The sequence below is a fragment of the Gilliamella apicola genome (assembly GCF_003202655.1).
GTDB classification, from domain to species: domain Bacteria; phylum Pseudomonadota; class Gammaproteobacteria; order Enterobacterales; family Orbaceae; genus Gilliamella; species Gilliamella apicola_R.
This window is the reverse complement of the sequence record NZ_QGLR01000006.1, coordinates 67,088-82,461: the sequence shown is the minus strand read 5'-3', so window position 1 is coordinate 82,461 and position 15,374 is coordinate 67,088. Positions and strand designations below refer to the sequence as shown.

The window sequence follows — 15,374 nt, the reverse complement described above, 5'->3', positions numbered from 1 at the left end:
TTATGGCAAACCTTATAATTGGTGATATTCATGGTTGTTATGATGAATTAATGCGGCTACTTGAAAAAGCAAGTTTTTCGTCATCAGATACCTTATGGTTAACTGGCGATTTAGTTGCTAGAGGACCAAAATCACTTGAAGTTATTAGATTTGTAAAACATAACAGTGCACAAATTAGGTTGGTTTTAGGTAATCATGACTTACATCTATTATCGATTTATGCCAATGTTTCACTATCGAAAAAGAAAGATAATCTTGACGAACTCATCCGTGCCGAGGATTTCGATGAATTAATGAATTGGTTACGCAAACAACCATTAATTCAAATAGATGAAAAATTAAAGCTAATTATGACTCATGCCGGAATTTCGCCCCAATGGGATCTTGAAACATTAAAAAAATGTGCTCTTGATCTCCATGTGGTGTTAAGCAGTGACTCATATCCCCTTTTTCTTGACAAAATGTATGGTAATTTTCCTGATGAGTGGTCAGCAGAGTTACAAGGATTAGACCGATTACGCTATATTGCCAATGCATTAACCCGAATGCGTTATTGTTACGAAGATGGAAGGCTTGATTTTTACTGTAAAAATCAACCAGATGAAGCACCTTCAAAATTAAAACCTTGGTTTACATTACCCAGTAAAATTCCTCCAGAATATAGTATTGCTTTCGGCCACTGGGCTGCGTTAAATGGCAAAGGTACTCCTGAAAATATTTACGCACTCGATACAGGGTGTTGCTGGGGTGGAAAATTGACCTGTTTGCGTTTTGAAGATAAAAAATATTTCAAAAAGAAAAATATGGAAACTAAAAGTTAAAAGTAAAAAAACAATTTAAGGGTTATCTTATTATGTCTGTACTATCTGTTATCAAATCAATTTGGAAAGTTATTAACTTATTCAGAGAAATTTTTCTTAACCTTGTTTTTTTAGTTATTATCCTTCTGATTTTTAGTGGTATTGCCTTAATTAAAGAATCACAAAAACAAGACATAATACCTCAGTATGGTACATTAGTTATGGATCTTGAAGGGGTGGTTGTTGATAATTCGCTTTATAGTGATGAGATGTACCAATTACAAAATAAAATATATGGTAAAAGAGTAAATCTATCACGTGAAAATAGTTTATTCGATTTAGTGCAGAAGATATCACAAGCGACATCTGATCCAAATATTAACAATATGGTGCTAAAATTAGACAATTTTGTTGGTGCAGATATGAGCACTTTGCAATATATTGGTAAATATTTAGATAAATTCAAAGCAGCAAATAAACCTATTTACGCTATTGGTTCCAACTTCAACCAAAGCCAATATTATTTGGCTAGCTATGCCAATAAAATTTATCTCACCCCATTAGGCGCTGTTAATGTATTTGGATTATCAGCAAATAATTTATACTACAAAACATTATTAGATAATTTAAAGATTAACACCCATGTTTTCCGTGTTGGAACTTACAAATCAGCTATTGAACCATTCATCCGAGATAATATGTCAGATGAAGCGAGAAGTAATGCTTCTCGATGGTTGAATTTAATGTGGAATAACTACCTGAATGACATTTCCGCAGAGCGAAAGAAAGCAGCAACACAATTAGTCCCTCCAGCCGATAAAATGTTATCCGAACTAAAATCGGTTAACGGCAATATGGCTCAATATGCTTTAGCAAATGGGTTAATTGATGCGATAACTTCTGAATTTGATTTTGAACTCGACGTTAAAATAAAACACAAAGTCAGCATATACAATTATCAGCTTAAGGACGAAGTCGAAGAATCAAATAAAGAGCCTAAAATTGCTGTTGTATTCGTAAATGGCACCATTACCGATGGTGCTAATAATAGTAATATAGCCGGTAGCCAAGATATTGTTAAACAACTAAGAGATATTCGCAAGAACTTAAATAAAAACAACATACAAGCTGTGGTACTTAGAGTAAATAGCCCGGGAGGAAGCGTTGATGCTTCCGAAGCAATTCGTAGTGAATTAGAGACTTTACATCGATACCAGATCCCTATCGTTGTTTCGATGGGTGGAATGGCTGCTTCAGGTGGATACTGGATATCAACCGCTTCTGATTATATCGTTGCTAGCCCAAATACGATTACGGGTTCAATTGGAATTTTTGGCATTATACCAACTTTTGAGAATTCACTTTCACATATCGGGGTTTATAATGATGGTGTTTCAACATCTCCATTGGCAAATAGTAGCTTAACACAAAGTTTATCTGCTGAAATGGAACAATTTATCCAAATGAATATTGATAGTGGTTACAGTACTTTTATCTCTTTAGTTGCAAAAAACCGTAAGATGACGATGGAACAAGTCGATCAAATAGCTCAAGGCCAAGTTTGGTTAGGCTCCGAAGCAAGTAAAAATGGCTTAGTGGATAAGTTAGGTGATTTTGATGATGCTATTGATATGGCTGCAACATTAGCCAATATTTCTGATTACCAAATAGATTGGCAAAAACCGGAAGGAAGTTGGTTCAATGCGCTTTATTCAGATATGATTGCAATGATGCCAAAATCAACAGCTGAGGTATTTTTTGAACAGATCCCAGAAGTTAAACACATCAAACAACAAATATCAGTATGGGATAAATTCAAAGATGCACAAAACCGTTATATATACTGTTTAAATTGTGCCGATATTAGATAATAAAAAAATCCACCTCAAAGGTGGATTTTTTTTATTTTTTTGTCTGGAAAAAATAACGCATATTATCCATAGCCATTTGAATCGTTTTATAATTAGGCGTCTGCTCTACTTGATTATTATGACTATCATAATAATGGCTAATACCAAGACGATTAACAAAATAGATATTATCTTCGGTTCGAACAGCATAAGAACTATAATTCGACATTAATAACCAATCTCGATCTAATATCGGGCTAAACAAATCATAGCCTGTCGAGTAATCACTAATATCATTTTCGACATGTAAATAATGCCGCATTATTGTTGGTACTACATCTTCATGGCTAGTAAATTTATTTATATTATCGCTCATGTGTTGAAGATCTTTCGCCCCAACAATAATAAAAGGAACTTTAGTTTGTGCATCAGTGTAGTTACCATTATGCCCCCAAAAACCTAGTTTATTGTCATTCATTTCTTGTGAATGGTCACCGGTAATAATAATCAAGGTATTATCTAATGAACCAGACTGTTTGAGTTCATCATAGACTTTTTGCAGTAAAAAATCATCATAATAGACACTTTGTTTATAGCGATTAAAAATTGGTTCAGGATCGGTATCGTTACTTAATGTCATGTAATTAAGTTCACCGACTGGTTGGAATTTTATGTCAAAGTTATTAGGAAAATCATAAGCATGTGGAGCATCATAAAATAAGAATGAAAAACTCGGTTTAGATTGATCTCTAGTTTTATACCAATTTAGCCAATCCTCCGTTAACTGTTTATCCCGACTCGATGCTTTACCGTCTCTACTACTAATTCTTAAATTTTTGATAGTCAAAAATGCCGTACGATCAAATTCAGGGGCAGTAACTTTGGCTGAAGTAAAGATACCAATATTATAATTTTCTTTTTGCAAAGTGGTTATAAATAATGATGGGATTCGGTTTCTTAAAAAAGCATCCCAATACGTGCCGGGAATACCATAAAAAAGTCCAAAAATACCAGTTCGAGTTGCATTGCCTGTTGAATAATGATTATTGAAAATTATTCCATTATTCTGTTGTACAAAATTGTAGGTATTAGGAGAGATTTGTTGACTAAAAGTATCAAATCGCCAAGAATCCAAAACAATAAACATGATATTTGGTGTTGTTTTATTACTAGGATTTACTAACAGTTCATTTTTAGGATAATGGATAGTGGCATGTAGGTTATCCTTTTCAAGGAATGTTTTATGTTGACCGGATTTATCAAAAATTCCCATTATCTTTTTTGAGGTAAATGGACGATATAATGGAATATATTCTTTAACAATCATAATAGAAGAATAACCATAATAGAATGCCACCATATGGACCAGATGACTAATAAAAAAACAACTTAGAAGAAATAGTGTCGAAATGACTAATGTTTTAGAACGAACATTGCGTTGGTTAAACTTTTTATCTAACAGATAAATAATCAAATATTCTATCCCAAAAGATACCAATATTAATATAAACACTAAAACATAAGTGATAGTTGAAAAATCGACAACTTGCCCAGAAAAAACCATTGAGAGTACCGACTCATTAATATGAAATCGATATTGTTGGAAGACAATAGTGTCAATGTACAATACAATTTGTAATAAACTAAATATAATTGCTAGGCAGCTATTACTTAAAACTCTTTTTATGCAAATGAGAGGAATACATAAAATGAAAAGTAATAAATAAATCGAGAAAAAATGCCCTAATACGGCAAATAGCGAAAAAAGCCCCCCATCCCAACTAAACGATGCACCAGGTACCCAAAAATATCGGATAGCAATAATAGATGAAATAAAAATATTTACTAATACGAACGAATAGAGTTTTTTCATAGAGAGCCATCGACAAAAGAGATTTAAAAGCTTTTAATAATAGCGATTTTTCTACTTAAAATTGCTGCTTTCCTTAAAATTTTTAACAAAAAAAGATAAATATGTAGAGCTTAATATAAATTTAACAAAAAGGGCTCTTTGCAGAGCCCTTTGTAAATATAATGATCGGTTGGTTATCTACGATCTGCGAATATTCGTAGTAACATAATAAATAAATTGATAAAGTCGAGATAGAGTGTTAATGCACCTAATATCACATAACGTCTAAACATATTTTGATCATCTTGTGATAAGTTGACACCAAATTCTTTAAGTTTTTGCGTATCATAAGCGGTTAATCCGGCAAAAACAAAAACACCAATATAGGTTATAGCCCACATTAGAGGTGCACTTTGCAAAAATATATTAACTAGGGAGGCGATAACAATACCAATTAATCCCATGAATAAAAAGCTACCTAAACCAGATAAATTACGTTTAGTGGTATAGCCATAAACCGCTAATGCACTAAACATTCCAGCGGTTATAAAAAAGACACTGGCAATGGAAGACGACGTATAATAAAGAAAATATATAGAAAAAGTACAACCATTTAGAACTGAATAAAGCATAAATAAAGTGGTTGCTGTAGCACCAGATAAACGGTTAATCATTCCTGAAATAGCAAAAACCAAGCCAATTTCAGCAATCAAAAGCACCCACATTATACGCGCTAAAAACATAACAAGCTGATAATTATTTGATGCAAACCAAGCAACAAATGCAGTTAAAAGTAAACCAACAGCCATCCATCCATACACATGACTCATATATGTTTGGATGCGACTACCAGTCTGTTCTATAATTGAATCATTCGGGTTATAACTAGACATATCCTTCCTCTTATAAAAATAACATAACAACCGTATTATATATTAAATAAGGATTAATACCATTTCTTCAAGGCATTTAAATCGGATTCCTTTGCTTTTACCCAATTTTGCCCGCTAACAGTCTGTTCCTTCTTCCAAAATGGAGCCTCATTTTTTAATATATCCATTATAAACTCTGTAGTTGCAAAAGCATCACTACGATGAGCTGCACTCACACCAACAAACACAATACTTTCATTGGCATAAATTTTACCAACACGGTGGACTATCGCAACTCGATTGATCGCCCATCTACCTCGGGCTTGGTTGATAATATTACCTAACACTTTTTCAGTCATTTCAGGGTAGTGTTCTAACGTTAGACTAATAACTTGATTTTCAAAACTACGCACCTTGCCCATAAACGTCACAACTGCACCATCTGTTGGTGATTCATAAAGCCAAGTGATCAATGAATTCACATCGATGGGAGATTGGTTAACTTGGATAATATTCATATTGTTAACCGCCTGTTACTGGAGGGAAAAAGGCAATTTCATCATCCTCTTGAATAATATAGTCATAGTTAACTAAAGTCTGATTGACTGCACATAATACTGTTTTTTCTTTTAATGCTAATGACCATTTATTACCACGCAAACTCAACTGTTCTAGAAGTTGAGATATTGCCATTTGATCTACCGCTAATTCAAGTTTATCAACCCCAACCAGCTCTCTAGTTTGTGCAAAAAAAATAATTTTATTCATACTATCACTGTGTTATTGCATTATATTCGCCCGATTTACCGCCAATTTTATTGAGTAATCGAACCTGATTAATGATCATATCTTTTTGATTAGCTTTGCACATATCATATATTGTTAATGCGGCTACCGAAGCGGCAACTAATGCCTCCATTTCAACCCCAGTTTGACCTGTTAACCGGCAAATAGATTCAATCCTAATACTATGATTTTCAAATATGGGTTCAATATTGACTTCTATTTTACTCAGAAGTAGTGGATGACAAAGTGGAATCAAATCCCATGTTCGTTTAGCTGCTTGAATACCGGCAATCCTTGCTGTGGCGAAAACATCGCCTTTATGATGTTTTCCTTCAATAATCAGATTAAATGTTTCCGCATTCATTAAAACGATGGATTCTGCCCGAGCTTCTCGTAAAGTTGACTGTTTTTCAGAAACATCAACCATATGAGCATCACCTCTTTGATTTATATGTGAAAATGAGGCTGACATTTTTATTTACCTTTAAATATTATGTTGTAGTTTATTACTAAAGATAGCAAATTTTGTATATGGATACTACTATCCTATAAATTATCATATAAATAAAGTTTTTATATAGTTCACTTAGATATAATCAATTTATCTGCGTAAGTTTTGCGAGTTAAATAAAATCTGCGTACAATAGCAGTTTTTAATAATAGTGATTGTTAATGCTGATTGCTCATGTAGCCTTACCGGTACCCCTTTATCAACTGTTCGATTACAAACTAACCTTACCTGCTGAAATTGGTATGCGGGTTAAAGTGCCTTTTGGTAAACGGGAGATGATTGGTATCATCGTTAAAATTGATCAGCACACAACTTTCGATATTGAAAATTTAAAAGCAATTACCTCAGTTATCGATGGCAAAAAACTCTTTTCGCAACCAATTTGGCAATTATTAAATTGGGCGACAGGTTATTATCATTTTCCAATTGGTGAAGTCATGTTTCATGCCATGCCTGTTCTCTTAAGGCAAGGTCGCCAAGCGATTAATGAAGGCGTAAAACAGTGGCAATTAACACAGCAAGGGCAACAAATTGATTTAGAGCTGTTAACAAAAACCCCAAAACAAAAGCTATTATTAGCTTCACTTAGAAACAATGATTTAAAACAAAGTAATTTTAACCCCAATATTTATCAGGAATTACAAAAAAAACAGCTTATAGAATTAGTCTATCGTCAACCTGAAAAAATTTGCTGGCAGACAAATTATTCAACCAATCCAGCGTCAATCCAATTAAACGATGAACAATCTAACGCTATAGCGACGATTAATCAACAAAATAAACAATTCGCTGTATTTTTACTTGATGGCATAACGGGTTCTGGCAAGACTGAAGTTTATCTGAATATAATTGCAGATGTTTTATCACAAGGGAAACAGGCTTTAGTTTTAGTTCCGGAAATAGGTTTAACTCCACAAACAATTAAACGCTTCAAGCAACGCTTTAATGCTCCTATTGATATTTTACACTCAGGCTTAACCGATAAAGAACGTTTAGAGGTTTGGTTAAGAAGTAAAGATGGTGAAAATGCCATTGTTGTTGGCACCCGCTCTTCACTTTTTACGCCATTCAAAGATTTGGGCATCATTATTATCGATGAAGAACATGATAGTTCGTACAAACAACAAGAAGGATGGCGTTATAATGCTAGAGATTTGGCAATTATTCGAGCAAAAATTGAAAATATACCTATTGTATTAGGATCGGCAACGCCTTCTCTTGAAACCATCAACAATGCACAAACGCACAAATACCAACAACTCAAGCTGACACAAAGAGCCGGTAATGCCAAACTAGCCAAACAATCTATTTTGGATATTCGTGGCATGGCTCTAGCTTCGGGATTATCTCAACCACTAATAGAACAGATAAGAGCACACTTACATAACAATAATCAAGTTATGTTATTTCTTAACCGTCGAGGATTCGCACCATTAATTATTTGTCATGATTGTGGTTGGATTGCCGAATGTCCACGTTGTGATCGCCCTTATACTTTTCATAAAAAGCAAAATAAATTAATTTGTCATTATTGTGATACACCAAGAGAAGTACCCAAGCAGTGCCCTAAATGTGGTTCCACCCAATTATTACCGATTGGATTTGGAACTGAGCAACTTGAAAAACAACTTAATCTGTTGTTCCCCAATATAAAAGTTACCCGTATTGATCGTGATACCATAACTAAAAAAGAGGCATTGAATAGCTATTTGCATGATATTCATAAAGGTGGCGCCCATATCTTAGTCGGTACGCAAATTCTGGCTAAAGGCCATCACTTTCCTGATGTGACATTAGTCGGCATCGTTGATGTTGATGGCGCCTTGTTTTCAAGCGATTTCCGGGCAACAGAAAGATTCGCACAAATCTATACTCAAGTTTCAGGTAGAGCCGGTCGTGAAACCAAAGCGGGCGAAGTTATTCTGCAAACCTATCATCCACAACATCCTTTATTAAACATTCTACTGACTCAAGGCTATCCGGCATTTGCAAAGCAGACTTTACTTGAACGTCAACAAACTTTATTGCCTCCATTTAGCTATCAGGTACTAATCCGTGCTGCCGACCGTAATAACTTACATGCCCCCAAATTTTTGCAGCGCATTCATGATTGGTTAAAGGCGAATTATGACCATAATTTATGGCAACTTGGCCCTATGCCTGCAAGTCAACCTAAAAAAGCTGGCTATAACCGTTGGCAATTATTATTGCAACATACTAATAGGCAATTATTGCAGCAAATATTAGATAACCTACTAACAGTTGTTGAGCAGTGGGATGATGTTTCAAAAGTAAGATGGAGTATTGATGTTGATCCAATTGATAATTAGCAATATCTTCCAACAGCTTCGCTGTTGGAAGATAGAATATTTATAAAGTAATTTTTCCTATATTTTTATCAAGTGTTGCTTGGCCAATTCCTGAAACCTCCTTTAATTGTTCTAGCGAAACAAAAGGCCCAAATTTTTCCCGATACTCGATGATTTTCTGAGCTTTACTCATCCCAATACCAGTTAATACTTTACTTAACTCTTCAGCGGTTGCCGTATTAATATTAACTTGTACAACTTGTTTTTGCTCTCCTTTGGTTGTGATATCGGATTTTGAATCAGCAAAACTTCCAGTTGAAAAAAATAACGATGTGAATAAAAGGCAAAATAATGTAAAAATTTTCATTTAAATTAACTCCAAAATAATTAAGCAACTAAATTTGCATAATCACTATCTCATGGAGTTAATAAGATAAATTTTAATAATTACAAAAATGCGAAAAGCCACCAAAGTGGCTTCTCTTTTATTTAGATATTTACCAAATTTCTTTGATCTTGATCACATATTTGTATCTGGCATAATTTCAATTTTCGCTTTAGAACGAATATCGTTGCTAAGATAATAATAAGTATCTGCCATAGATGCTGGTAATAGTTCTGCTGAAATATCTTGATATTCTTTTGGCGTATTAACATTAACTAGCCTTACAATATAGGCAGTATTATTTTCTAAAAATTGGACTTTAAATAAATCAGATTTAACACCTGGAATTGGTAGTTGCATATTAAAAATCATATCTACTACTTTTTTATCTAAATCTGTCGAATCTCTGTGTAAAACATATTTCTTACTGAAGTTTATTTTATCTGAGTTTCTATTAGTATTTAATTCAGCCAATAAGTTATCAACCGTTTCTTTGAAACGATTTTCAACTTTATCTTTAGTGAGTTTTTTATTGATGGTTTCTTTAACTTCTTCAAATGGCGCTATCCCTTCAGGACGATAATCTGTTACTTGAATAACAAAACTATAACTGCCATAATTTCTTTCAATTGGAATTAGATCCGATATTTTATGGGTCAATTGCCCATCATTGAGCATCTCTTCACTAAAGACTAAATCACTAATTTCAGGATGAAACATGATCGAATTTAAGTCTTTATAGCTTGTCCAATCTGTCTGTACAACACTAAGACCAGTTTTTTCAGCCAATTCTTCCATCGATTTAGGTGACTGAGTTAGCGTTTTTTTGATTTTGTTTTCAATTGCAGTAAATGCTTTTTGCAATTTTTGCTCAAACAAATTTTCTTCAATTTTATTTTTTGCGTGATCAAAGCCCATAGATTGAGATGCTTGCTTACCATCAAGTTTAATGATAACAAATCCACCATCAGTCGCGATTGGTTTTGAAATTTGATTAACGGTTTGCAAGTTGGCTTTTTTGAAGAATTCAGGCAAAGTGTCATCATCAGCAAACCAACCTAATGATCCATTCTTTCCGTAGGCAGAAATATCATTATTTTGATTAAGATCTACTGCTAGTTTTTCAAAATCAACTCCCGAAGCTAACTCTTTAACAACTTTATCAGCTTGTTCTTTATTTGTTACAAAAATGGCACTAAAAGCTTTTTTTGCTGGATAACTATAATTTTTAATATTTTTTTCATAATTTTTTCTGATTTCATCATCAGTAACTTTTATGTCTTTTGCAACGATATCCTTAGAAGTATAGATATATTTTAATTTGACTCTATCTTTTCTGAAAAATTCTTTTTGATGTTCATCATAATATTTTTTTTCATCTTCTTCTGTAATATTGATATCTTTCAGATCATCTACAGAAGAATCAACCATAGTAGCATAAACATCTCTTGTTTGATTTTTTAACATCGCAATTTCAGAATCTGATGGTAACACAAAACTAGATTTTACCAAGGCATCCATAACCTGCTCTTGTTGTAACGATGTCCTTAATATTTCTGCGTAACTATCAGGGGTAAAACCGTTTACTTTAAGTAAATTTAAATAATTTTGATTATCAAATTTACCATTTATAAAAAACACTTTTTGTTGTCTAATATAATTTCTTACTCGTTCGTTACTGATTGCCGCATGAATTTTTTGAGAAAATTGATAAGCTAAATAGTTATCTATTTGCTGAGCTAATACATTTTGCCGTATTTCTTTATTAAGTGAGGCATCACCACCACTAGTGTTACGCAAAATTTGTTGTACCTGAGCTTCAAAACCAGTTCGACTGATACCGTTGCCGTCTACTTTTGCAATATATAATTGCTCATCATTTGTAGCATTACCGCCACCAAAACCCAGAAAGCCAACGCCAGTAAAAATAAAACATAAAATAATAATTGCAAAGATTATTTTAACAACAAGACTGTTCGCAGCAGTTCTAATTGTTTCCATCATAGCTCGCCATTCTCCATACACCTGAAATTGAATTTCGCAAGTATAGCATATTTGCCTAAATTGGCTATTATCTAATTAAAAGCCGATAAAAAAAAGCCAACACAAAGTTGGCTTTTTTATTGTTTGATCTAATTTAATCGAGTTGAAACATTAGCTGTATTTTTGATCTTTTTAACCGTTTTTTTTGTCGGTGACGCTATTTTTACGTTTTGGTTAACTGCTTCAATACCAAATGGGTTATTTTGCAAAGCAATCACCAAAACATCATCTATCCACTTAACCGGTCTGATATCAATTTCAGATTTAACATTTTCTGGAATCTCTTCGAGATCTTTAACATTATCAATCGGAATTATAGCTGTTTTGATGCCACCGCGGTGAGCAGCTAATAATTTCTCTTTTAACCCACCGATTGGTAATACTTCGCCTCGTAAAGTAATTTCGCCCGTCATAGCAACATCTGAACGCACAGGGTTACCAGTTAAAGTCGAAACCAAAGAGGTACACATAGCGATACCTGCACTCGGACCATCCTTAGGTGTTGCGCCATCAGGAACATGCACATGTATATCACGTTTTTCATAAAAGTCGTTATTGATTCCCAACTTTTCAGCTCGTGAGCGAACAACTGTAAGTGCGGTTTGAATAGATTCTTGCATCACGTCACCCAATGAGCCGGTATAAGTCAACTTACCTTTACCAACAACACTCATTGATTCAATCGTTAGCAGATCACCACCAACTTCTGTCCACGCCAAACCATTAACTTGACCAATCCGATTTTCACTTTCAGATTTTCCATAATCAAAACGTGGCACACCCAAATAATCTTTTAGATTATCTTGCGTTACGCTTATTTTTCGTAAACGGTTATTTAAAGCAAGTTGCTTAACAACTTTACGACAAATTTTGGCTATTTCTCTTTCTAAGCTTCGTACACCTGCTTCACGCGTGTAATAGCGAATAATGCTAATTATAGCTGAGTCATCAATGTTAATTTCATTCGCTTTTAAACCATTATTAGCAATCTGTTTAGAAATTAAATGCTGTTTAGCAATATTCAACTTTTCATCTTCGGTGTAACCGGATAGCCGAATTACTTCCATTCTATCAAGTAATGGGGCAGGAATATTCATTGAATTAGCTGTTGCTACAAACATGACATCCGATAAATCATAATCGACTTCTAAATAATGGTCGCTAAATGCACTATTTTGCTCAGGGTCAAGAACTTCTAATAACGCAGAAGCTGGATCACCACGCATATCAGAAGCCATTTTATCGATTTCATCTAACAAAAATAGCGGATTTTTAACCCCAACTTTAACTAAACGCTGGATTAATTTACCTGGCATTGAACCAATATAAGTTCTACGATGTCCGCGAATTTCAGCTTCATCACGGACGCCACCTAATGCCATACGAACATATTCTCTTCCTGTCGCTTTAGCAATTGATTGTCCTAATGACGTTTTCCCTACTCCCGGAGGCCCCACTAAACATAAAATTGGCCCCTTAACTTTATTAACTCGCCCTTGTACAGCCAAATATTCTAGAATTCGATCTTTAACTCGATCAAGGCCATAATGGTCTTTATCTAAAACTTTTTGCGCGTCATGAATATCCTTTTTTACTTTACTGCGTTTATGCCATGGAACCTGTAACATCCAATCAATGTATCCACGAACGACCGTTGCCTCAGCAGACATAGTCGGCATCATCTTAAGTTTATTAAGTTCAGATAATGTTTTTTCCTTGGCCTCTTTTGGCATTTTCGCCTTAGTAATTTTTAAGTTTAACTCTTCATATTCGTCAAGCTTATTATCGATATCTCCTAACTCTTTATGTATCGCTTTGATTTGTTCATTGAGATAATATTCTTTTTGCGCTTTTTCCATTTGTTGTTTCACGCGTTGACGAATATTTTTTTCTACTTGCAACAAATCAATTTCTGCTTCCATTAATGAAATAAGCAACTCAAAACGTTTTTCTAAATCAGAACTGACTAAAATTTCTTGTTTTTGTTCAACTTTTACAAATAATGTTGCGGCAACAGAATCGGCTAATTGTGATGGTTCTTTAATTAAATGAATTGAATCAACAACCTCTTGGGTCACTTTTTTATTAAGTTTGGCATAATCGTCAAAGTTTGATAATAGTACCCTTATCATTGCTTGGTTAACTTTATCATCCTTTTTCAATTCTTTTAGAGGTTTGATGTTTGCGATTAAAAAATCATCTTCTTTTCGTTCAAGAATATCAACTATTTTAGCACGGGCAACACCTTCAACGAGAACCTTTACTGTACCATCAGGTAATTGAAGTAATTGTAAAACATTGGCTACAGTTCCTACTTCATACAAATCTTCAACATCAGGGTCATCTTGCGAAGGGTATTTTTGTGTTACAAGAAAAACTTGTTTATCCATCTCCATTGCACTTTCCAGACAACGGATTGATTTATTACGACCAACAAAGAGAGGAATTACCATGTGCGGAAATACAACAACATCACGCAATGGTAAAATAGGCATTATCATTTGTTTAGTTTGTTTTGTCTTCATTTTGTTCTCTCGGTAGTACAAACTTATCATTCTTATATTGGGGCAATTTTAAGATATTCAAGCTCATCCTGTTATGTTTTAAATAAGCAGTACAAAGATGTACATGCATATTCCACTCTTTTGCAATTAAATGCTACTTACTGTAAATAGCACTCTTCACTTGCCTATTATGCAGAAAGTTCTGTATCTTCACTAAAAATTAATTTAGGTGATTGCAAATGATCTACCGTATCTTTCTCAACAAGCACTTTTTTAACATTATTCAATGATGGTAAGTCATACATTGTATCTAATAATATATTTTCAACAATTGAACGCAAACCTCGAGCTCCTGTTTTACGCTTCATTGCATTGATTGCAATTGCGTCTAAAGCTTCTTGAGTAAATTCCAGTTCTACACCATCCAATTCTAATAAGGCTTTAAATTGTTTAGTTAAGGCATTTTTAGGTTCTGTCAAAATGTTAACTAACGCATCTTTATCTAACTCTGCTAATGTTCCGATAACCGGTAATCTACCAATAAATTCAGGAATAAGACCAAATTTAACTAAATCTTCAGCTTCTATCTGGGCTAATAACTCAGATTCTGTCGCTTTATTTTTTGAGCTTTTTACATCAGCGGCGAAACCAATTCCGGTATTTGTAGATATTCGATTTTCAATAACTTTATCCAAGCCACTAAATGCCCCACCACAAATAAAGAGGATTTTTGATGTATCAACTTGCAAAAATTCCTGTTGAGGATGCTTTCGTCCACCTTTAGGTGGAACTGAGGCAACCGTACCTTCAATAATTTTTAGTAAAGCCTGCTGAACACCTTCACCTGAGACATCTCGAGTGATAGATGGATTATCCGATTTTCTAGAAATCTTATCAATTTCATCAACGTAAATGATACCACGTTGAGCTTTTTCTACATTATAGTCACAACTTTGTAATAATTTCTGAATAATATTTTCGACATCTTCACCAACATAGCCTGCTTCGGTCAATGTCGTTGCATCAGCCATGGCAAATGGAACATCTAAAAAACGGGCTAATGTCTCAGCAAGTAAGGTTTTTCCACTACCTGTAGGGCCAATTAATAAAATATTACTTTTACCTAACTCTACATCACTACGATTAGAGTAGCTACGTAAACGTTTATAATGGTTATAAACAGCGACGGATAATACTTTCTTAGCACGCTCCTGACCGATGACATATTCATCAAGATGGTCTCGAATTTCATGCGGTGTCGGTAACGGTTTACTAATAAATTCTTCATGAGAGAGAAAGCCTTTTGTCTCTTCTTTTAAAATATCATTACATAAACCAATACATTCATTACAGATATAAATAGATGACGGTCCAGCAATTAATTTACGGACTTCATGTTGACTTTTCCCACAAAAAGTACAATAGAGTAATTTTTCTGAATTTTCTTTATCCACTTTTTTCC

General features: G+C 33.9%; 12 protein-coding genes. 3 read left to right on the top strand and 9 right to left on the bottom strand.

All coding sequences use genetic code 11. The features are described 5' to 3' along the window. The first annotated feature begins 2 nt into the window (after positions 1 to 2). Together apaH and sppA are read left to right on the top strand one after the other, a co-directional pair. Entirely contained in the window at positions 3 to 821 is an 819-nt protein-coding gene (gene apaH / locus DKK70_RS02680) for a bis(5'-nucleosyl)-tetraphosphatase (symmetrical) ApaH (protein ID WP_110432627.1), read from the top strand. A gap of 32 nt (positions 822 to 853) precedes the next feature. Beyond that, the gene (gene sppA / locus DKK70_RS02675) at positions 854 to 2,671 is read left to right on the top strand and encodes a signal peptide peptidase SppA (RefSeq protein ID WP_110432626.1); all 1,818 of its coding nucleotides are present in this window, start codon (positions 854 to 856) and stop codon (positions 2,669 to 2,671) included. A 31-nt stretch (positions 2,672 to 2,702) separates the two neighbouring features. On the opposite strand, the gene DKK70_RS02670 is transcribed toward sppA, so the two are convergent. From DKK70_RS02670 to moaC, 5 genes are all read right to left on the bottom strand, one after another. Beyond that, a complete protein-coding gene (locus tag DKK70_RS02670) occupies positions 2,703 to 4,523 on the bottom strand; it encodes a DUF3413 domain-containing protein (RefSeq protein ID WP_110432625.1) in 1,821 nt (606 codons plus the stop codon). 173 nt (positions 4,524 to 4,696) lie between these two features. Next, the gene (locus DKK70_RS02665) at positions 4,697 to 5,395 is read right to left on the bottom strand and encodes a Bax inhibitor-1/YccA family protein (protein WP_110432624.1); all 699 of its coding nucleotides are present in this window, start codon (positions 5,393 to 5,395) and stop codon (positions 4,697 to 4,699) included. A gap of 53 nt (positions 5,396 to 5,448) precedes the next feature. Further along, positions 5,449 to 5,892, bottom strand: coding sequence for a molybdopterin synthase catalytic subunit MoaE (gene moaE / locus DKK70_RS02660; protein ID WP_110432623.1), 444 nt, complete (start codon positions 5,890 to 5,892; stop codon positions 5,449 to 5,451). 4 nt (positions 5,893 to 5,896) lie between these two features. Then, positions 5,897 to 6,142, bottom strand: coding sequence for a molybdopterin synthase sulfur carrier subunit (moaD, locus tag DKK70_RS02655; protein ID WP_110432622.1), 246 nt, complete (start codon positions 6,140 to 6,142; stop codon positions 5,897 to 5,899). A 4-nt stretch (positions 6,143 to 6,146) separates the two neighbouring features. Continuing rightward, positions 6,147 to 6,632 carry a cyclic pyranopterin monophosphate synthase MoaC gene (moaC, locus tag DKK70_RS02650; protein ID WP_110432621.1) on the bottom strand — a complete coding sequence of 162 codons (486 nt, stop codon included), beginning with the start codon at positions 6,630 to 6,632 and terminating at the stop codon, positions 6,147 to 6,149. A 200-nt stretch (positions 6,633 to 6,832) separates the two neighbouring features. Between moaC and priA the strand changes: the two genes are divergently transcribed. Beyond that, a complete protein-coding gene (gene priA / locus DKK70_RS02645; RefSeq protein ID WP_110432620.1) occupies positions 6,833 to 9,001 on the top strand; it encodes a primosomal protein N' in 2,169 nt (722 codons plus the stop codon). Between the two features lie 40 nt (positions 9,002 to 9,041). On the opposite strand, the gene DKK70_RS02640 is transcribed toward priA, so the two are convergent. From DKK70_RS02640 to clpX, 4 genes are all read right to left on the bottom strand, one after another. Next, positions 9,042 to 9,347, bottom strand: coding sequence for a ComEA family DNA-binding protein (locus DKK70_RS02640; RefSeq protein WP_110432619.1), 306 nt, complete (start codon positions 9,345 to 9,347; stop codon positions 9,042 to 9,044). A 153-nt stretch (positions 9,348 to 9,500) separates the two neighbouring features. Continuing rightward, entirely contained in the window at positions 9,501 to 11,369 is a 1,869-nt protein-coding gene (locus DKK70_RS02635; RefSeq protein WP_110432618.1) for a SurA N-terminal domain-containing protein, read from the bottom strand. Between the two features lie 128 nt (positions 11,370 to 11,497). Then, positions 11,498 to 13,933: an endopeptidase La gene (gene lon, locus DKK70_RS02630; protein WP_110432617.1), complete on the bottom strand. Its 2,436-nt coding sequence runs from the start codon at positions 13,931 to 13,933 to the stop codon at positions 11,498 to 11,500. Positions 13,934 to 14,100: 167 nt separating this feature from the next. Continuing rightward, the gene (gene clpX, locus DKK70_RS02625; protein WP_110432616.1) at positions 14,101 to 15,366 is read right to left on the bottom strand and encodes an ATP-dependent protease ATP-binding subunit ClpX; all 1,266 of its coding nucleotides are present in this window, start codon (positions 15,364 to 15,366) and stop codon (positions 14,101 to 14,103) included. Positions 15,367 to 15,374 lie beyond the last annotated feature (8 nt).

Excerpts from the sequence above, each read along its gene's own strand:
- apaH (WP_110432627.1), top strand. The coding sequence starts at position 3 with ATGGCAAACCTTATAATTGGTGATATTCATGGTTGTTATGATGAATTA.
- sppA (WP_110432626.1), top strand. The coding sequence starts at position 854 with ATGTCTGTACTATCTGTTATCAAATCAATTTGGAAAGTTATTAACTTA.
- DKK70_RS02670 (WP_110432625.1), bottom strand. The coding sequence starts at position 4,523 with ATGAAAAAACTCTATTCGTTCGTATTAGTAAATATTTTTATTTCATCT.
- DKK70_RS02665 (WP_110432624.1), bottom strand. The coding sequence starts at position 5,395 with ATGTCTAGTTATAACCCGAATGATTCAATTATAGAACAGACTGGTAGT.
- moaE (WP_110432623.1), bottom strand. The coding sequence starts at position 5,892 with ATGAATATTATCCAAGTTAACCAATCTCCCATCGATGTGAATTCATTG.
- moaD (WP_110432622.1), bottom strand. The coding sequence starts at position 6,142 with ATGAATAAAATTATTTTTTTTGCACAAACTAGAGAGCTGGTTGGGGTT.
- moaC (WP_110432621.1), bottom strand. The coding sequence starts at position 6,632 with ATGTCAGCCTCATTTTCACATATAAATCAAAGAGGTGATGCTCATATG.
- priA (WP_110432620.1), top strand. The coding sequence starts at position 6,833 with ATGCTGATTGCTCATGTAGCCTTACCGGTACCCCTTTATCAACTGTTC.
- DKK70_RS02640 (WP_110432619.1), bottom strand. The coding sequence starts at position 9,347 with ATGAAAATTTTTACATTATTTTGCCTTTTATTCACATCGTTATTTTTT.
- DKK70_RS02635 (WP_110432618.1), bottom strand. The coding sequence starts at position 11,369 with ATGATGGAAACAATTAGAACTGCTGCGAACAGTCTTGTTGTTAAAATA.
- lon (WP_110432617.1), bottom strand. The coding sequence starts at position 13,933 with ATGAAGACAAAACAAACTAAACAAATGATAATGCCTATTTTACCATTG.